General features: G+C 65.3%; 17 protein-coding genes. 7 read left to right on the forward strand and 10 right to left on the reverse strand.

All coding sequences use genetic code 11. The features are described from left to right. Nucleotides 1–13: 13 nt before the first annotated feature. Nucleotides 14–1,600 carry a phosphoglycerate dehydrogenase gene (serA, locus tag GGC65_RS18730; protein WP_192648538.1) on the reverse strand — a complete coding sequence of 529 codons (1,587 nt, stop codon included), beginning with the start codon at nucleotides 1,598–1,600 and terminating at the stop codon, nucleotides 14–16. Nucleotides 1,601–1,683: 83 nt separating this feature from the next. Next, nucleotides 1,684–2,811 (reverse strand): phosphoserine transaminase, encoded by a 1,128-nt coding sequence (locus GGC65_RS18735; protein WP_192648539.1) that lies wholly within the window; start codon nucleotides 2,809–2,811, stop codon nucleotides 1,684–1,686. 171 nt (nucleotides 2,812–2,982) lie between these two features. Between GGC65_RS18735 and GGC65_RS18740 the strand changes: the two genes are divergently transcribed. Both GGC65_RS18740 and GGC65_RS18745 read left to right on the forward strand, forming a co-directional pair. Further along, nucleotides 2,983–3,684 (forward strand): extensin family protein, encoded by a 702-nt coding sequence (locus GGC65_RS18740; protein ID WP_192648540.1) that lies wholly within the window; start codon nucleotides 2,983–2,985, stop codon nucleotides 3,682–3,684. A 48-nt stretch (nucleotides 3,685–3,732) separates the two neighbouring features. After that, complete coding sequence (locus tag GGC65_RS18745; protein ID WP_192648541.1) at nucleotides 3,733–4,608, forward strand: LOG family protein; 876 nt, start codon at nucleotides 3,733–3,735, stop codon at nucleotides 4,606–4,608. A gap of 43 nt (nucleotides 4,609–4,651) precedes the next feature. Here GGC65_RS18745 and GGC65_RS18750 read toward each other — a convergent pair whose 3' ends face one another. Both GGC65_RS18750 and GGC65_RS18755 read right to left on the reverse strand, forming a co-directional pair. Then, on the reverse strand, nucleotides 4,652–5,080 hold the full coding sequence (locus GGC65_RS18750; protein WP_192648542.1) for a c-type cytochrome: 429 nt from the start codon (nucleotides 5,078–5,080) through the stop codon (nucleotides 4,652–4,654). Beyond that, entirely contained in the window at nucleotides 5,080–5,742 is a 663-nt protein-coding gene (locus GGC65_RS18755) for a c-type cytochrome (RefSeq protein ID WP_192648543.1), read from the reverse strand. Before GGC65_RS18755 ends, GGC65_RS18750 begins: the two co-directional genes overlap by 1 nt. 182 nt (nucleotides 5,743–5,924) lie before the next feature. Between GGC65_RS18755 and GGC65_RS18760 the strand changes: the two genes are divergently transcribed. Next, entirely contained in the window at nucleotides 5,925–6,818 is an 894-nt protein-coding gene (locus GGC65_RS18760) for a prephenate dehydratase (protein WP_192648544.1), read from the forward strand. 5 nt (nucleotides 6,819–6,823) lie between these two features. Here GGC65_RS18760 and GGC65_RS18765 read toward each other — a convergent pair whose 3' ends face one another. After that, the gene (locus GGC65_RS18765; RefSeq protein WP_192648545.1) at nucleotides 6,824–7,498 is read right to left on the reverse strand and encodes a CDP-alcohol phosphatidyltransferase family protein; all 675 of its coding nucleotides are present in this window, start codon (nucleotides 7,496–7,498) and stop codon (nucleotides 6,824–6,826) included. A gap of 248 nt (nucleotides 7,499–7,746) precedes the next feature. On the opposite strand from GGC65_RS18765, the gene GGC65_RS18770 reads away from it, so the two are divergent. Further along, complete coding sequence (locus GGC65_RS18770; RefSeq protein ID WP_192648546.1) at nucleotides 7,747–8,361, forward strand: DUF805 domain-containing protein; 615 nt, start codon at nucleotides 7,747–7,749, stop codon at nucleotides 8,359–8,361. A gap of 12 nt (nucleotides 8,362–8,373) precedes the next feature. Here GGC65_RS18770 and GGC65_RS18775 read toward each other — a convergent pair whose 3' ends face one another. Genes GGC65_RS18775 through purT form a run of 4 tightly spaced genes read right to left on the reverse strand, consistent with a single transcriptional unit; the run spans nucleotide 8,374 to nucleotide 13,583 of the window. Continuing rightward, entirely contained in the window at nucleotides 8,374–8,865 is a 492-nt protein-coding gene (locus tag GGC65_RS18775; RefSeq protein WP_192648547.1) for a hypothetical protein, read from the reverse strand. Further along, nucleotides 8,862–11,672: a DNA polymerase I gene (gene polA / locus GGC65_RS18780; protein WP_192648548.1), complete on the reverse strand. Its 2,811-nt coding sequence runs from the start codon at nucleotides 11,670–11,672 to the stop codon at nucleotides 8,862–8,864. Before polA ends, GGC65_RS18775 begins: the two co-directional genes overlap by 4 nt. A gap of 32 nt (nucleotides 11,673–11,704) precedes the next feature. Beyond that, nucleotides 11,705–12,385, reverse strand: coding sequence for a TVP38/TMEM64 family protein (locus GGC65_RS18785; protein WP_192648549.1), 681 nt, complete (start codon nucleotides 12,383–12,385; stop codon nucleotides 11,705–11,707). Nucleotides 12,386–12,401: 16 nt separating this feature from the next. Further along, nucleotides 12,402–13,583 carry a formate-dependent phosphoribosylglycinamide formyltransferase gene (gene purT / locus GGC65_RS18790; RefSeq protein WP_192648550.1) on the reverse strand — a complete coding sequence of 394 codons (1,182 nt, stop codon included), beginning with the start codon at nucleotides 13,581–13,583 and terminating at the stop codon, nucleotides 12,402–12,404. A gap of 116 nt (nucleotides 13,584–13,699) precedes the next feature. On the opposite strand from purT, the gene GGC65_RS18795 reads away from it, so the two are divergent. Beyond that, the gene (locus GGC65_RS18795) at nucleotides 13,700–14,182 is read left to right on the forward strand and encodes a methylated-DNA--[protein]-cysteine S-methyltransferase (protein WP_192648551.1); all 483 of its coding nucleotides are present in this window, start codon (nucleotides 13,700–13,702) and stop codon (nucleotides 14,180–14,182) included. On the opposite strand, the gene GGC65_RS18800 is transcribed toward GGC65_RS18795, so the two are convergent. Further along, nucleotides 14,179–15,372 carry an MFS transporter gene (locus GGC65_RS18800; protein WP_318780193.1) on the reverse strand — a complete coding sequence of 398 codons (1,194 nt, stop codon included), beginning with the start codon at nucleotides 15,370–15,372 and terminating at the stop codon, nucleotides 14,179–14,181. The genes GGC65_RS18795 and GGC65_RS18800 overlap by 4 nt on opposite strands. A 178-nt stretch (nucleotides 15,373–15,550) precedes the next feature. On the opposite strand from GGC65_RS18800, the gene GGC65_RS18805 reads away from it, so the two are divergent. Both GGC65_RS18805 and GGC65_RS18810 read left to right on the forward strand, forming a co-directional pair. Beyond that, a complete protein-coding gene (locus tag GGC65_RS18805) occupies nucleotides 15,551–15,982 on the forward strand; it encodes a nuclear transport factor 2 family protein (RefSeq protein WP_192648553.1) in 432 nt (143 codons plus the stop codon). Nucleotides 15,983–16,024: 42 nt separating this feature from the next. Next, nucleotides 16,025–16,705 carry a helix-turn-helix transcriptional regulator gene (locus GGC65_RS18810; protein WP_192648554.1) on the forward strand — a complete coding sequence of 227 codons (681 nt, stop codon included), beginning with the start codon at nucleotides 16,025–16,027 and terminating at the stop codon, nucleotides 16,703–16,705. Nucleotides 16,706–16,707 lie beyond the last annotated feature (2 nt).

The following is a 16,707-nucleotide window of genomic DNA, read 5'->3' on the forward strand; positions in this document are numbered from 1 at the left end:
TTGGGAGGCGGATTTAGAACTTCAGACCCTTCACGGTCTTCACGCCGGGCAGCTGGCAAAGCTGCCACAGAAGCGGTTCGGGCATCGGCGAGTCGAGGCTCAGCAGCAGCACCGCTTCGCCGCCCGCGGCGCGGCGGCCGAGGTGGAAGGTACCGATGTTGAGGCCCGCTTCGCCGAGCGCGGTCCCGATGCGACCGATGAAGCCCGGCGCGTCCTCGTTGACGATGTAGAGCATATGGCCGTCGAGATCGGCCTCGACCTTGATCCCGAACATCTCGACGAGGCGCGGGTCGCCGTTGCTGAACAGCGTGCCCGCGACCGAGCGGTCGCCCTGTTCGGTCGCCACCGTCACGCGAACGAGCGTGTGGTAATCGCCGTCGCGATCATGGCGCACTTCGCGCACGTCGAGCCCGCGCTCGCGCGCGAGGTGCGGGGCGTTGACCATGTTCACGCTGTCCGAATAGCGGCGCATCAGGCCGGTCAGCACCGCGGCGGTAATCGGCTTCAGGTTGAGTTCCGCTGCGGCACCTTCGACCTCGACCGAGATGGTGGTGAGGTTGTCGTGCGCGAGCTGGCCGACGAGGCTGCCGAGCTTTTCGGCGAGGCTCATATAGGGGCGCAGCTTCGGCGCTTCCTCGGCCGACAGGCTGGGGACGTTGAGCGCGTTGGTGATGCCGCCGGTGAGCAGATAGTCCGACAGCTGCTCGGCCACCTGGATTGCGACATTGACCTGTGCTTCGTCGGTCGACGCGCCGAGGTGCGGCGTGCAGATGAAGTTCGGCGCGCCGAACAGCGGATGGTCGGCCGCCGGGGGCTCGGTCTGGAACACGTCGAGCGCCGCGCCCGCGACATGGCCGCTTTCGAGTGCGTCCTTCAGCGCCGCCTCGTCGATCAGCCCGCCGCGCGCGCAGTTGATGATGCGCACGCCCTTCTTGGCCTTGGCGATATTCTCGGCCGACAGGATATTGCGCGTCTGGTCGGTGAGCGGCGTGTGCAGCGTGATGAAATCGGCCTTGGCGAGCAAGGTGTCGAGATCGGCCTTTTCGACGCCGAGTTCGATCGCGCGCTCGGGGGTCAGGAAGGGGTCGAAGGCAACGACCTTCATGCGCAGGCCCAGCGCACGCTCGGCGACGATGCTGCCGATGTTGCCGCAGCCGATCAGGCCGAGCGTCTTCGACGTGAGCTCGACGCCCATGAAGTCGTTCTTCGGCCATTTGCCCGCCTGCGTCCCGGCGTTCGCTTCGGGGATCTGGCGGGCGAGGGCGAACATCATCGCGATCGCATGTTCGGCGGTGGTGATGCTGTTGCCGAAGGGCGTGTTCATCACGATGACGCCCTTCTTCGACGCCTCGGGAATGTCGACATTGTCGACGCCGATCCCGGCGCGGCCGACGACCTTGAGGTTCGTCGCGGCGGCGAGCACGTCGGCGGTGACCTTGGTGGCCGAGCGGATCGCGAGGCCGTCATAGGCGCCGATCATCGCGATCAGCTCGTCCTTGGTCTTGCCGGTGATGACATCGACGTCGATGCCGCGTTCTTTGAAGATCGCGGCGGCTTTGGGGTCCATCTTGTCGCTGATGAGGACTTTGGGTGCGGTCATTTTATGTCTCCATATCCCGGCGATGGCCGGGATCTGTGGCGGAATGGGGAAATGGCCCCGGCTTGCGCCGGGGTTCACAAAGGTCAGGCCGAAAGGCTGGCGTAGGCCCAGTCGAGCCAGGGGCCGAGCGCTTCGATATCGGCGGTGTCGACGGTTGCACCGCACCAGATACGCAGGCCCGGAGGCGCGTCGCGATAGCCCGCGATGTCATAGGCCGCGCCTTCGGCTTCGAGCAGCCCGGCGAACTTCTTGATGAAGCCCTCGTCCGCACCTGCAACCGACAGGCAAACCGAAGTCTTCGACCGGCTGGCGGGATCGGCGGCGAGGTGGCTGAGCCAGTCGCGGTCCGCAACGACCTTGTCGAGCGCGGCAGCGTTCGCATCGCTGCGTGCCTTCAGGCCTTCAAGGCCGCCAAGCGACTTCGCCCATTCGAGCGCGAAGATCGCATCCTCGACCGCGAGCATCGAGGGGGTGTTGATCGTCTCGCCCTTGAACACGCCCTCGGCGAGCGCGCCCTTGCTGACGAGGCGGAAGACCTTCGGTAGCGGCCAGGCGGGGGTGTAGCTTTCGAGCCGTTCGACCGCGCGCGGGCCGAGGATCAGCACGCCATGGCCGCCTTCGCCGCCGAGCACTTTCTGCCAGCTGAAGGTCGCGACGTCGATCTTGTCCCACGGCAGGTCGTAGGCGAACACGGCCGAAGTCGCGTCGGCGAAGCTCAGGCCTTCGCGGTCGTCGGCGATCCAGTCGCCGTTCGGGACGCGAACGCCGCTGGTGGTGCCGTTCCAGGTGAAGAGGACATCGTTCGACCAGTCGACCTGGCTGAGGTCGGGAAGCTGGCCGTAATCGGCGCGGATAACCGTCGGGTCGAGCTTGAGCTGCTTCGCGGCATCGGTGACCCAGCCTTCACCGAAGCTCTCCCACGCCAGCGTGGTGACGGGGCGCTGCCCAAGCATCGTCCACATCGCCATTTCGAAGGCGCCGGTGTCCGAGCCAGGAACGATGCCGATGCGGTGCGTGTCGGGAAGCTGCAACATCTCGCGCATCAGGTCGATGCAAAGGGCGAGGCGCGTCTTGCCGATCTTCGCACGATGCGAGCGGCCGAGCGATTCGGTAGCTAGTTTTTCGGGAGACCAGACCGGCGGCTTGGCGCAGGGACCGGAGGAAAAATAGGGGCGCGTCGGGCGCACCTGTGGCGTCGTCACTTCACTCATTATAGTCTCTCCTTGCAGAGAGCTCGCGCGGCGTTGGGACCGCGTGGCCCGGCGCCGCGTTTAGGGTTGCCCACGCAACTGTCAAACAAATTGCATGGACCGCGCGAAATTTTCGACGAGTGGAGGAAAAGGTATACGGCTTGTTAACCATTTTATCGGTATTTTGACGCCATGCCGATCCCGTCGTTCTTAAAACCCCGGATCCTGATCGCCGCCAGTGCGGCGCTGGCGCTATCCGCCTGTTTCGGCGCTCCCGACGTGATGAAAAATGGCGGCGGCAAACAATCGACGACGACCAAGCCGAGCCGCCCGCAGGTCGTCGGTACCCCTTCTTTCACCAGCGCCGAAGCGCAGCAGTGCGCATTCGACCTCAAACAGGCGGGCGTGCGCTTCACGCCGCTGCCGAACCAGGATCATGGCGGCGGCTGCACCTCGATCGATTCGGTGAAGCTGCTCGACATCGGAACCCCGGTATCGGGGCTCGGCGCGATGACCTGTCCGCTCGCGAAGAATTTTGCGGCATGGGTGCAATATGCGGTGAAGCCCGCGGCGCGGAAATATCTGGGGCAGGAGGTCGTAAAGATCGAGACCTTCGGCACCTACAGCTGTCGCAATATCTATGGCGGCCGTTCGGGCCGGATGTCGCAGCACGCTTTTTCCAACGCGATCGATGTATCGGGCTTCCTGCTCGCCGACGGACGCCGCGTCATGCTTGATGGTGGCTGGACGGGCGACAAATCGTCGCAGGACTTCCTCCGCGCGCTGCACAAATCGGGCTGCCGCCGCTTCGGCACCGTGCTCGGCCCCGATTACAATGCGGCGCATTATAATCATTTCCACTTCGACATGAGCGGCAACGGCTACTGCCGCTGAGCACCCTCCGTCTTGGCAAAGTCACGCCAAGAGAGTAGCCGCTGCCTAATGGCAGAAGATAAACAACCCCATCGCTCGCGTTTCCACAAAGCCAAGGACGACGCGCATTTCGCCAAACAGGCGGTATCGACCCCGCAGACGCAAAGCCCGGCCTACCGGCTGGCGTTTCAGGACACCGAATTCCTGCTGCGCGAGGATTTACGCCCCGTGCGTTTCCAGCTCGAGCTGCTCAAACCCGAGCTGATGCTCGACGAAGCGAAGATCGAGTCGATGCTCGTCATCTATGGCTCGGCGCGCATTCCGTCGCCCGAGGGGGCGCAGGCGGTGCTCGACGCCGCGCGTACGCCCGAGGAGCAGCGGATCGCCGAGCGGCTCGCGGCCAAAGCCAAATATTATGAGGAAGCGCGCAAGCTGGCACGGATCGCGAGCCAGGTGCCGCCCGACAAAAATGGCTGCCGCAATTTCGTCGTCTGTTCGGGCGGCGGCCCGTCGATCATGGAAGCCGCGAATCGCGGCGCCGATGACGAGGGCAAGGAATCGGTCGGGCTCAACATCGTGCTGCCGCACGAACAGGCGCCGAACCGTTACGTCACCCCCGATCTCAGCTTCCAGTTCCACTATTTCGCGCTGCGCAAGATGCACTTCCTGCTCCGCGCGCGCGCGGTCTGCGTGTTTCCGGGCGGGTTCGGGACGTTCGACGAGACATTCGAGCTGCTGACGCTGATCCAGACCGGCAAGATCAAGCCGATCCCGATCGTGCTGTTCAGCGAGGAGTTCTGGACCCGCGTCGTCAATTTCGATGCGCTGGTCGAGGAGGGCGTGATCAGCCAGCGCGACCTGTCGCTGTTCCACTTCGTCGAAACCGCCGAAGAGGCGTGGCAGATCATCCAGGATTTCTACGGCAACGTGCAGAACCCGAACTGAACGCCGGTGCGCCCTGTTGCAGTTGCGACGGGGCGTGTCGAAACTATTTCGACTGTTCTTCCAGATACAGGATCAGTGCCTTGCGGTCGGCAGCGTCGATCACGCCGGCGAATGCCATGCGCGTACCCGGCACGGCCTTCATCGGCGCTTCAAGATAGGTGTTGAGCGCGGCCTCGTCCCAGACGCCGCCTTTCGCCTTCATCGCGCCCGAATAGGAAAAATCGGGGTGCGACGCGACCGCGCGGCCGACGACGCCGTGCAGATTGGGGCCGATGCCGTTCGCACCGCCCTTGTCGATCGTGTGACATGCGACGCAGCGCCGGAAGACTTGCTCGCCCATCGCAGCGGTGGGGGTGACGGCGACAGTATCGGCGGCGGGTTCGCCCGTTGCCGGAGCTTCAGCCGACGTTTCGCTTTTGCCGCAACCGGCGAGCGCCAGCGCGCCCGCCAGCAGGACGGGCGCGAGGCGCATTATTTCTTGGCTTCGGCCGGGGCAGGGGCAGCAGCGGCGGGTGCGCCGGCTGCCGGAGCGGCCGCGGCGTCCGCAGCAGGTGCCGCGGCGGCACCCTCGGCCGGGGCCGCGCCTTCGGCGGCGGCTGCCGGTGCGGCTTCAGCCGCAGGCAGCGGCAGGTTCGAACCCTGCGCGTTCAGATAGACGATCAGGTTCGCGCGATCTTCGGGGCTCGACAGGCCCGCGAACGACATTTTGGTCCCCGGCGCGAACTTGCGCGGGCTGGTCAGCCACGCGTTCATCTTTTCGAAGTCCCAGCTTCCGCCCATGCCCGACAGCGCGGCCGAGAAGGCGAAGCCATGCTTACCATGGCCGATTTCCTCGCCCATCGTGCCGAACAGATTCGGGCCGATGCCGTTGGCGCCGCCCGAGTTGATCGTGTGGCAGGCCGCGCATTTCGCGAACACCGCCTCGCCCTTCGCCGGGTCGGCGGCGGCAAGCAGGTTGGGAAGGGGCACGGCCGATTCGCCGCCACCGGCGCCAGCTTCGGCGTCTTCGATCGGATAGCCGGGCTTTTCGGGGTTGTGGCTGGCAAACAACATCTGCGACCCGATGGTCAGGCCCAGCGCGCAAATGCCGGCAAACAATGCCCAGCCGGCAATAGTATTGTTGCGATTGTCCATGCTCTAGCAGCCCCGTTTACGGGCGCCCGCTCGCCGGGCGCATATTTGATTTGGACGCTCCCTTACTGGCGCGGCGACGGCGGCGCAAGGGGATGAAATCGCGCGACGACCGCGATGAGCGCGCCGGTTGCACGGCCGCGGCAGGGTCGCTATGCGCCGCGGTTCCAGCTTGGAAGGCAATCATGGGCAGTTATTCGGCTTCGGCACAACATCTGGTCGACGAAATGCGCGAAGCGGCGCTCGCCGAACCCGCGCGCGGGCTGGCGTTTCAGGGCGCGCCGGGCGCGAACAGCGACCTCGCCGCACGCGAATATGATCCGAGCTCACTGCCGATGCCTTGCTATGCGTTTCAGGATGCGATCGACGCGGTACGCGATGGCCGCGTCGACCGTGCGATCATCCCCATTGAAAACAGCCTGCATGGCCGCGTCGCCGACATCCATTTCCTGCTTCCCGAATCCGGCCTGTCCATCGTCGGCGAACATTTCCTGCCGATCCGTTACGGCCTGATGAGCCGCGACCTTGGTCCGGTCACGCGCGCGATGAGCCACGAGCAGGCGCTGGGGCAATGCCGTCACTGGCTGCGCAAAAACAATATTGCGCCCGTCGCGCATAGCGACACCGCGGGCGCCGCCGCCTGGGTCGCGGACAGCGACGAGGTGGGCCTTGCCGCGCTCGCGCCGCCGCACGCCGCCGAACTTTACGGGCTGACGCTCCACGGTACGGGGATGGAAGACGCCGATCATAATATGACGCGCTTCGTCGTGCTGGCCCGCGAACCGCTGCCCGATTTCTCGGCCATTGAAGGGCCGGTGATGACGACCTTCATGTTCGAGGTGAAGAATATTCCCGCCGCGCTCTACAAGGCGCTCGGCGGCTTTGCGACCAACGGCGTCAATATGACCAAGCTCGAAAGCTATCAGACCGGCGGCAGCTTTGCCGCGACGCAATTTTACGCCGACATCGTCGGTGCGCCGGGTGAGGAAAGAATCGATCGCGCGCTGGAAGAACTGGACTTCCAAACCAAGTCGCTGCGCTTGCTCGGCACCTACGCGCAGGCGCGGGTAAGGCCTTAACCCTGTCAGCCGCCGCGACGGCGAAGCATCCGTGCGGTGGCCGACGTCTGGACGATGAACAGCGTGACGAGGATACTGGCGACGACGAGCGCGAACAGGTCGAAGGCCGAGAAATTGGTGCCGCGGATATCGCCGCCGCCGATAATCGGCATCGAAATCGTCATCGCCATCAGCATCAACCGTAGTTCGGTCGGCCCGCCCGCCATGTAGGACAGGCGGAATTCGCCGAGGATCTTGGCGGCGATGAAAGTGTGGATCGACAGCAGGAAATAACCGATCACTGCCATCAGCGCGACGTCGAGCCGCATATAGGGGCTCATGCCGATCGCGCTGATCATCAGCAATGTCGCGAGCGCATCGACGCTATGGTCGACGAAATAGCCATAGTTAGGACGCTCGATGCCGCGCCAGCGCGCGAGGCTGCCGTCGAGCGAATCGCCGAACCAGTTGACGATATAGCCGAGGAGCGAAAGGCCGAGCCATTCGCTGTCGAACCAGCTGAGCAGGTAGCCCGCGGCGACAAGCACGGCGCCGGCAAAGCCGAGCGTCGTGAGCTGGTCGGGGGTGACCCATCCCGGAAGGCGCGCGCATAACCAGTTGAGAAGACGACGTTCGCTGCGCGCCAGGATGTTTTGCTGGATGCGGACCGGCGCCTTGGCGACTGGTTCGAACTTGCTCATGAGAATCCTTTGTTGCCGACTGTCACAAAAGTGCCGGCCGGATGTCATCGCGGCGTCATAGAGGCAAAGTCACGGTTGCGAAAGGGCAGCGCGGTCGGTGCGGCGCACGAAAGCGGCGGTCAGTCCTGCTTGAGTCTCTTTCGCGCCCGTATGTGCCCGGCCTTGTCGCCAGATTGGGACGGTCGGCATTTGGCACTGCGCGGCGGCATTGATATGCTCGCGCGATTGCCAACCGGGGGCGGGGGATCATGGCCGAATTTTCGATCAATCATATTGCGCGGCATGGTTTTGGCGGCTTGTTTCAAACGCATGGCCGCGACAGCCGCACGCAATTCTGGACATTCGGCGCGCTGGTTTTCGGCCCGCTGATCGTCATCCAGTTCGCGACGCAGATCGTGCTGACCTTTCCGTCGCTGGGCGATATGGCGGCAGCATCCGGCAGTGCGGGGAACAGGGAGATTTTCGAAGCCCAGATGCGCGGCATGATCACCTCCGCCTATGTGAACATCGGCCTGTACCTGCTCGGCGCACTGCTGCTGTTGACCGCGGCGGTGCGGCGCCTGCACGACCGGGGACGCGCGGGATGGTGGGCACTGATCCTGCCGCTTGGCCTGTTTGCGACGGGATTGGGGCAGGCCGAACGTATGGCTGCGGCCGCCAAGCGTATGCCCGCGATGCTCGCGGAGATGGAGCGGCACCCCGCCCCCGATCCCGGCGCGATGTTCGAATGGGCGGTTAAGGCCAACGTCCCGCCGGGCGGGTCCGACTGGCTGGCGGTTGCCGGCGGCTTGCTGCTGCTGGGGCTCCTGATCGATCTGGCGCGCGCGGGCACCGCCGGTCCCAATCGCTTTGGCGCCGCGTAGCGCTAGCCGCGTTTAGTCCTGCCAAGGACCGATTTCGCCGACATCGCCGACCGCGCGATAGCGCACCGCGTCGTCGACCCATGCAACCTCCCACATCGGTGCGGGGCGCGCCCATTCGCCGATGACGAACAAAGGCAGCTTGTTCGCGGCGACAAAGGCGAGATCGTCCGGGGTTGGGCCGGGTAGGGTGGTTTCGTACCGCTGGTGAATGCGGATGACCGCAAGCGTCGTCGCGGGCGGCGCAGGAAGCGATTGGCGGACGGGAAAGCCGATGCTGGCGGCCACGACCGGATAGCCTTTGTCGTCGCGGGCGATCAGAAGCACTTTGTCGGCGTTCGCATAGGGGCCACCGACTGCGCGGCCCACGACCTTGCGGCCGGCGATCGCGGCGAATTCACGCAGATCGGTGTCGGCGACCGGCGACGAAGCGCTGGTCGCAACAGCCGGAGGCGCGGGGGCGGGATCGGCGGCGAGTGCCGCGACGAACAGCAGGGCGGCGATCAATGCGCTTCGCCCCAGCTCTTGCCCACACCGACCTCGACCTCGAGCGGCACCGACAGGGTGAGCGCGGGTTCGGCGGCGCCCGACATCACCGCGCGGATCACCACGCCCGCAGCCTCGGCCTTGTCCTCGGGCGCCTCGAACACGAGTTCGTCGTGGACCTGGAGCAGCATACGGACATCGGAGAGCCCGGCGTCCGCAAGCGCTTTCGGCATCCGCGCCATCGCGCGCTTGATCAGATCGGCGCTGGTGCCCTGGATCGGCGCGTTGATCGCAGCGCGCTCACTGCCCGCGCGTTCGTTCTGGTTCGCCGCCTTGATGCGCGGGAACCAGGTTTTGCGGCCGAACAGCGTCTCGGTGTAACCCTTGGCACGCGCGCTTTCGAGCGTATCGGTAATATAGTCCGAAATCCCGGGAAAGCGTTCGAAATAGCGCGCGATCAACGCCTGCGCCTCGTCGGGCGTCACCTCGAGCCGGCCCGCGAGGCCCCAGCGCGAAATTCCGTAGAGGATCGAGAAATTGACCGTCTTCGCCTTGCCGCGCGTGTCGCGGTTGACCTCGCCGAACAATTCGATCGCGGTCGCGCTGTGGATGTCGTCGCCGCGCGCAAAGGCTTCCTTCAGTTCCGGAACATCGGCCATATGCGCCGCGAGCCGGAGTTCGATCTGGCTATAGTCGGCCGCGACGATGACATGGCCCGGCGCGGCGATGAAGGCGTCGCGGATCTGGCGGCCGGTTTCGGTGCGGATCGGGATATTCTGCAGGTTCGGATCGGTCGACGACAGGCGCCCGGTTTGTGCGCCGACGAGGCTGTAGCTCGTGTGGACGCGGCCGGTCGTCGCATTGATCTGTTGCTGCAGCGCGTCGGTATAGGTCGACTTCAGCTTCGAAAGCTGGCGCCACTCCAATATCTTGCGCGCGATCGGCACACCGTCACGTTCCAATCGTTCAAGCTCGCTCTGGTCGGTCGACCAGTCGCCCGACTTGCCCTTGCGGCCACCCTTGAGGCCCAGCTTGTCGAACAGGATTTCGCCGAGCTGCTTGGGGCTGCCGATCGCGAAAGGTTGGCCGGCAAGTTCGTGCACTTCACCCTCGATGCGCAGCATCTCGGTCGCGAATTCGCCCGACAGGCGCGCGAGATATTCGCGGTCGACCATGATCCCGGCGCGCTCCATCCCTTCGACGATCGAGGCGAGCGGGCGGTCGACCATCTCGTAGACGCGCGTCCCGCCCTCGACCGGGAGGCGCAGCTTGAGCAGCTTCCACAGGCGCAGCGCGACGTCGGCATCCTCGGCGGCATATTGCGTTGCGCGATCGAGCGGCACCTCGGCAAAGCTGATCTGCGATTTGCCCGTGCCGCACATTTCCTTGAAGGTCAGGCAGGTGTGATCGAGATGGAGCTTCGCCAGCTCGTCGAGCCCGTGCTGATGCTTGCCCGCATCGAGCGCAAAGCTCATCACCAGCGTATCGTCATAGGGCGCGACGGTAACGCCATGCTGCGCGAGCACGCCGATGTCGTACTTCAGATTATGTCCGACCTTGAGCACCGCATCGTCGGCGAACAGTGCGTGCAGGCGCCCGATCGCGACATCCATCGCGATCTGCTCGGGCTTTTCGGCAAACATGTCGGTGCCGCCATGGCCGAGCGGGATATAGCAGGCGCGGCCCGGCGCGGTCGCCATACTGACCCCGACGAGACGGCCGGTGACGCTGTCGAGGGTCGCGGTTTCGGTGTCGATCCCGACGACATGCGCGGCATGCGCTTCAGCGATCCAGCGATCGAGCGCTTCGACCGTCGTCACGCATTCATACGCCGCCCGGTCGATGGGCGGCATCGCGGGCAGCGTCGGGGTCGACGGCCCGGCGGGCGCTGCAACCGGCGCAGCGTTCGCGCGCGGGAAGGTCGGCGGGCCACCGGGGGTCGCGCCAAGGTCGAGCTTCGCCGACAGCGAGCGGAAGCCATGTTCGTCGAGGAAGGTCTTGAGCGGAAGCGGCGGGATCGCACCGAGTTTGAGCGTATCGAGCGCGTCGGGCAACGCAACGTCGCGCTTGAGGTCGACGAGGATGCGCGACAGTTCGGCCATCGCGCGATGCTCGATCAGATTGTCGCGCAGCTTCGACGCCTTCATGCCCTCCGCGCCATCGAGCGCGGCGGTGAGGTTGCCATATTCCTGGATCAGCTTGGTCGCCGTCTTCGGCCCGACGCCGCGCACGCCCGGAACATTGTCGACGCTGTCGCCCATCAGCGCGAGGACGTCGCCGACGAGATCGGGCGTAACGCCGAACTTCTCGTTCACCGCTTCCAGCCCGAGGCGGACATTCTTCATCGTGTCGAGCATGTCGACCTGCGGGCCTTCGGCAGGCTCGCGGATGAGCTGCATCAGATCCTTGTCGGACGACACGATCGTGACGTCCCAGCCTTCGCGCACCGCGGCTTCGGCGTAGGAGGCGATCAGGTCGTCCGCCTCGAAACCTTCCATCTCGATGCACGGCAGCGAGAAGGCGCGCGTCGCGTCGCGGATCAGCGGGAATTGCGGGCGCAGATCCTCCGGCGGCTCGGGCCGGTTCGCCTTATACTGGTCGTAAATCTCGTTGCGGAACGACTGGCTGCTATGATCGAGGATCACCGCGAGGTGCGTCGGCCCGTCGGCGTCGTGCAGGTCCTTGGCGAGCTTCCACAGCATCGTCGTGTAGCCATAGACCGCGCCCACGGGCACCCCCTTGGGGTTCGTCAGCGGCGGCAGGCGGTGATAGGCGCGGAAGATGTAGCTGGAGCCATCGACCAGATAGAGATGATTCTTCTCGGACATGGCGCGGATGTAGCAGCGACTAGGCGGGCGGCCTAGGGCGCTGTTCCCGCTTTCTTCCTCTTTGCACCGCACCACCGCTCGACGCCCTGCCAGCCGAGCCAGGCGAAAAGCGGCAGCCCGACCGCGCCGAGCAGGAGCAGTCCGGACGAAGCCTGTTCGACTGCCGCCGCCCCGATCGCGGCGAACAGCATCGCGATCCCCAGATTGGCGAGCGCCATGATGATCGCAAAGCGTCCGAACGCCATCGCCGCAATGCCGCCCGCCATCGCGGTCAGTTCGCAAAGGAACGGCACCGGGCGCGAGAGGATCAGCGCGACCGGGCCGATGCGTTCGGCGAGTATATGCGCCCGGGCGAGATCGTCGGCGCTGAGGAAACGCTCGGCGAGTGGCCGCGCGGCCCAGCGGCCGAGCGCATAACCCGCAAGGCTGCCGCCCATCAGGCCGAGCCAGATGACGAGCGTGCCGATTGCGAAGCCGAAAGCCGCACCCGCGAGCGTGTTGGTCACGCCATTGGGTACCGGCAGGAAGACATCGAGCGTCAGCGCGCCGACGATCAGCGCCGCCGCCGCGAAAGGTCGCTCGTCTGCCGCAGCCAGAACGCGGTCGCTTACCGCAACAAATTCTTCCTGGAAGATCAACGGCACGCCGACGATCGATGCCAGCAGAAAAGCTATCGCGAACCAGCGAAGAAACGGGGCAGGGCACTTGGCCATGCGCCAGCTTAGCGCGTCAGTCGCGGTAGTCGATGGCCAGTTTGCTCGCCGCCGCGACCGCTGCGGCGCGCGCATCGTCGGTGGTCCCGCCCGCGACTTTGGCCAGCGCGACGCCCATGCGGCGATACGGGCGCGTGACTGGCTTGCCGAAGATGCGCGCATCGACCGCGGTGTCGGCGTTTGGCGGGGTCAGCGCATCGGCGAGGCCGGTGATCGCAAAATCGGCCGCGTCACGGTCGGCGAGCAGCACCGCGCTTGCGCTCGCGTCGGGCACCGCAATCGCGGGGATCGGCAGGCCGAGAATCGCGCGCGCGTGGAGGTCGAATTCGGACAGCGACTGCGAGATCAATGTCACCATGCCGGTGTCGTGCGGGCGCGGCGAGAGTTCGGAGAAGATGACCTCGTCGCCCTTCACGAAATATTCGACGCCGAAGATGCCGTGGCCGCCGAGCGCATCGACGACCTTGGTCGCCATTTCCTGCGCCGCAGCGAGCGCGGCGTCGGACATTGCCGCGGGCTGCCAGCTTTCGCGATAATCGCCGCGTTCCTGGCGATGGCCGATCGGCGGACAGAAGCTGACCCCGTCCTTGTGACGGACGGTGAGCAGGGTGATTTCATAATCGAAGTCGATAAAGGCTTCGGCGATGACGCGGAGGCGGTCGCCGCGCATCCCGGCGGCGGCATAGTCCCATGCGGCATCGATCCCGCTGGCGTCCTTGACCGTGCTCTGGCCCTTGCCCGACGAGGACATCACGGGTTTGACGACGAGCGGAAAGCCGATACGTTCCGCCGCTGCGACCAATTCCTCGCGGCTCGTCGCATATTCGAAGGTCGAGGTTTTCAGGCCCAGCTCGCTCGCGGCAAGGTCGCGGATCGCGTCGCGGTTCATCGTCAGCTGCGCGGCGCGCGCCGAGGGGACGACATGGAAACCCTCGGCTTCGACCTCGGCGAGGATTTCGGTACGGATCGCCTCGACCTCGGGGACGATATGATCGGGGCGATGCTTTTCGATCGTGGCGCGGAGCGCATCGCCGTCGAGCATCGAGAAGACTTCGGACCCGTCGGCGACCTGCATCGCGGGCGCGCCTTCGTAGCTGTCGCACGCGATTACGCGGCAGCCGAGCCGCTTCGCCGAAATCACGAATTCGCGGCCGAGTTCGCCCGAACCGAGGAGGAGGATGGTGGCGGTGGGGGTCATGACAGTCTTTCCATCGAGGTTGGACGCAAGATTCGGGACGCACGGTCGTGCGGCCTCCGCCATATGAATTTCAGCAGCAAAGTGCGACAGCGAATGACAGCCAAAGGATCAATCTTGTGACCCATTATTCGAAAACCATCTGGTCGCCGGTCGGCGAATTGACCCTCGTCGCCGACGCGCGCGGCTTGGCCGCCATCCTGTGGGAGAATGACAAACCCGATCGAGTGCGCCTCGGTGCGCTTATCGAAAACCCGGATCATCCGGTCCTCCTCGACACCGAGCAGCAGTTGGGTGAATATTTCGCCGGGACACGCCGCAGTTTCGATGTGCCTTTGTCCTTTGCCGGGACCGATTTCCAGAAGCGGGTATGGGCCGCCTTGCTCGCCATCCCGTTCGGCGAGACGCGCAGCTATGGCGAGATCGCCGAACAGCTCGGTGCGCCCGGCGCATCGCGCGCGGTCGGCGCCGCCAATGGCCGCAATCCGATCTCGATCATCGCGCCATGCCACCGCGTCGTCGGGTCGAATGGCAAGCTGACCGGCTTTGCGGGCGGGCTCGAGGCGAAGGCGTTCCTGCTCGACCTCGAGCGGGCGGCTTAAAGATCGAGCGTGCGGATTTTGGGGATCATCGTCCACCACAGCAGCGCGCCGATCAGCGACAATGTGGCCGCCGTTGCAAAGGCGTAGCCGTAGCCGCCGAGATAATCGACGATGAGCCCGGTAATAATCGGTCCGACGATACCCGAAATATTGCCGAGCGCGTTCTGAACCCCGATCCAGCTGCCCGCCGCACGTGGCCCCGCGAAAATCTGGCCGACGGCAAAGATATTCGTCGCGATCAGCCCGGCGCCGAAGCCGGCGACCGCCAGCCACAGCGCCAGCATCGCATAACCGTCGGCGACCGCGATACCGGCGGTTGCCGTCCCGATGGCGAGCTGTCCCGCGATCATCATCCAGCGGCGCACCTGGCCCTCGTCGGCGCCGCCCGCGACCATCCGGTCGGACAGCCAGCCGCCCGCGAGCGCGACGATCCCCTGCATCGTGAAACTCAATGTCGTCAGCGCCGTCATTTCGGCGATCGAATAGCCCGCGGTGTTGACGAGATAGAGCGGGAGCCAGGCGAGCAGGAAATAAAAGCCATAGTTCGACAGGAAATGAACGATCCCCATCCGCCATAGCGTCGGCACGCGGATCAGGCGGCGGATCGACACGCGTTCGCTCGCGGGTGCGGCGAGGCCCTTGGAACGCAGCGGCGCCGAGGCGATCTGCCAGGGGATGAGCCACAGCAATGTCACCGCACCGAAAATCCAGAAGACCGGCCGCCACCCCCATTCGCCGAGGATCGCGCCGCCGGTGAGTACGCCGACAGCGGGGCCAAAAGCGATCGCTGCCGAGACTGACGCGTTGGCGATGCCACGGCGCTCGACGGGCACTTCGGCGGCGAAAATCTTGCTGCTGCCGGGAAAGGCGATGCTCTCGCCGAGCCCAAGGAACAGGCGCAGCAGGATCAGCGAGGCGAGCCCGCCGATAAAACCCGTCAGCGCGGTGCTGATCGCCCAGATCGCGACGCCGAGCGCAAAGACGCGGTAAACGCAAAATCGGTCGCAGAGCCAGCCGACGAGCAGGCAGGCGGGGGCATAGACCCAGAAGAAAGCCGAGACCGCGACGCCGAAGCCCGTCGCCGACAGGTTCAGCTCCTCCTTCATCAGCGGCGCGGCGACGCCGATCGCGCCGCGGTCGACATAGTTGAGGAGGACGGACAGCGCGATCAGGATGACGATCCACGTCACCCTTTTTCCGCCAGCCCGACCTTCGATTGATTGTGTCGCCATGTTCCAGCGCTCCCCTGCCCGGTGACAGGGCTATCAGATGGCGGGCCGCGCGCTAGCGAAAATTGGTGGCACGTTTGTTCAACGTGTTTGCCGGCCGGTCCGCTATTCTTTTCTGCAACGTCATGGGAGAAAGCCGATGTCCGCCGCCGCACAAATTGACCGCTCCCTTTCGGTCGCCGCCCTCTTCGACCGCTATCATGTCGGCTGGGAAACGAGGAATCCCGATCTGATCGCTTCGCTCCATTCGGAGGACACGATCTTCGCGCTCCACGACGGTACCGAGCCGGTGACGGGGCGCGAGCGGCTGCGCGAGCATTGCCGGCAATTGTTCGCAACCTTCGATTTCACGATGGAAATGGGGCGGCGGCTCTATGGCGACGACCATTGGGTGTTCGAGTGGACGATGCTGCTGACGCTCACCGAACCGGCTGGTGCGCCCTTCGCCGCGCGCGTCGGGATGCTCGACGTGGTCACGCTTAACCCAGCCGGGGAGGTGGTGCGCAAAGATGTCTATCCGAACGGGCGCGAGATGCACGGCGCCTTCGTGCGCGCGGGGATCGACCGTTAGCGGCGCTTGCGCCCGGCGTTTGACCGGCAGATAATCCCAGCGATGCCCGACCTGCTCTCCCCTTTTCGGAATTCGCTGCTGCCGGTCGATGCCCCGCTTGCGCCGCATGCCAATCCGGTGACGGGGTTATTGATGGGGCGCGGCGGGCCGGTGCGGCTGACGCTCAATGGCGTGGCGGTCGAGGGCGACATGTTGCTGATCCGCCCCGGTGTCGTGCATGGCATCGGCTTGCCAGCGCGCGGCGCGGATATCCTCTATCTCGACGGGCTGGATTTTCCATTCGACGTTCCGTTGGCGCGGGCGCTGGATGGCAAGCTGGCCGAACTGGCAAGCATGGTGCGGGATGGTATGAGCGGTGCTGCGGGCGAACTGCGCGTACGGCTGACCGCTCCTATCGCCGGACCGTCGCCTTGCGTCGCGGATGCCGTGCGCGCGATCTATGCCGATCCGATGCAGCGGATGCCGCAAGGCGAGCTTGCGTTGCGGCTCGGCATGGAACGCACGCAGGCGCTGCGCCAATTCAAAGCTGCGACCGGACAAAGCTTTCGCGAATTCAAGCGCTGGTCGGCGATGCAGTTTGCCGCCGAGCAGATGAAGCAGGGCGCACTCGTGCGCACCGCGGCGATGGACGCGGGCTTTGCCGACACCGCGCATCTGTCGCGCGTCTTTCGCGAAACCTTTGGCCTGACGCCCAGCGCGGCGATCGGCGCACTCCCGTCGTAAAG

The organism is Sphingopyxis sp. OAS728 (assembly GCF_014873485.1).
In the GTDB taxonomy this organism is placed as follows: Bacteria; Pseudomonadota; Alphaproteobacteria; order Sphingomonadales; family Sphingomonadaceae; genus Sphingopyxis.

Bases quoted from the DNA above. Each gene is read 5' to 3' on its own strand.
- serA (WP_192648538.1), bottom strand. From the start codon at position 1,600: ATGACCGCACCCAAAGTCCTCATCAGCGACAAGATGGACCCCAAAGCC.
- GGC65_RS18735 (WP_192648539.1), bottom strand. From the start codon at position 2,811: ATGAGTGAAGTGACGACGCCACAGGTGCGCCCGACGCGCCCCTATTTT.
- GGC65_RS18740 (WP_192648540.1), top strand. From the start codon at position 2,983: ATGCCGATCCCGTCGTTCTTAAAACCCCGGATCCTGATCGCCGCCAGT.
- GGC65_RS18745 (WP_192648541.1), top strand. From the start codon at position 3,733: ATGGCAGAAGATAAACAACCCCATCGCTCGCGTTTCCACAAAGCCAAG.
- GGC65_RS18750 (WP_192648542.1), bottom strand. From the start codon at position 5,080: ATGCGCCTCGCGCCCGTCCTGCTGGCGGGCGCGCTGGCGCTCGCCGGT.
- GGC65_RS18755 (WP_192648543.1), bottom strand. From the start codon at position 5,742: ATGGACAATCGCAACAATACTATTGCCGGCTGGGCATTGTTTGCCGGC.
- GGC65_RS18760 (WP_192648544.1), top strand. From the start codon at position 5,925: ATGGGCAGTTATTCGGCTTCGGCACAACATCTGGTCGACGAAATGCGC.
- GGC65_RS18765 (WP_192648545.1), bottom strand. From the start codon at position 7,498: ATGAGCAAGTTCGAACCAGTCGCCAAGGCGCCGGTCCGCATCCAGCAA.
- GGC65_RS18770 (WP_192648546.1), top strand. From the start codon at position 7,747: ATGGCCGAATTTTCGATCAATCATATTGCGCGGCATGGTTTTGGCGGC.
- polA (WP_192648548.1), bottom strand. From the start codon at position 11,672: ATGTCCGAGAAGAATCATCTCTATCTGGTCGATGGCTCCAGCTACATC.
- GGC65_RS18785 (WP_192648549.1), bottom strand. From the start codon at position 12,385: ATGGCCAAGTGCCCTGCCCCGTTTCTTCGCTGGTTCGCGATAGCTTTT.
- purT (WP_192648550.1), bottom strand. From the start codon at position 13,583: ATGACCCCCACCGCCACCATCCTCCTCCTCGGTTCGGGCGAACTCGGC.
- GGC65_RS18805 (WP_192648553.1), top strand. From the start codon at position 15,551: ATGTCCGCCGCCGCACAAATTGACCGCTCCCTTTCGGTCGCCGCCCTC.
- GGC65_RS18810 (WP_192648554.1), top strand. From the start codon at position 16,025: ATGCCCGACCTGCTCTCCCCTTTTCGGAATTCGCTGCTGCCGGTCGAT.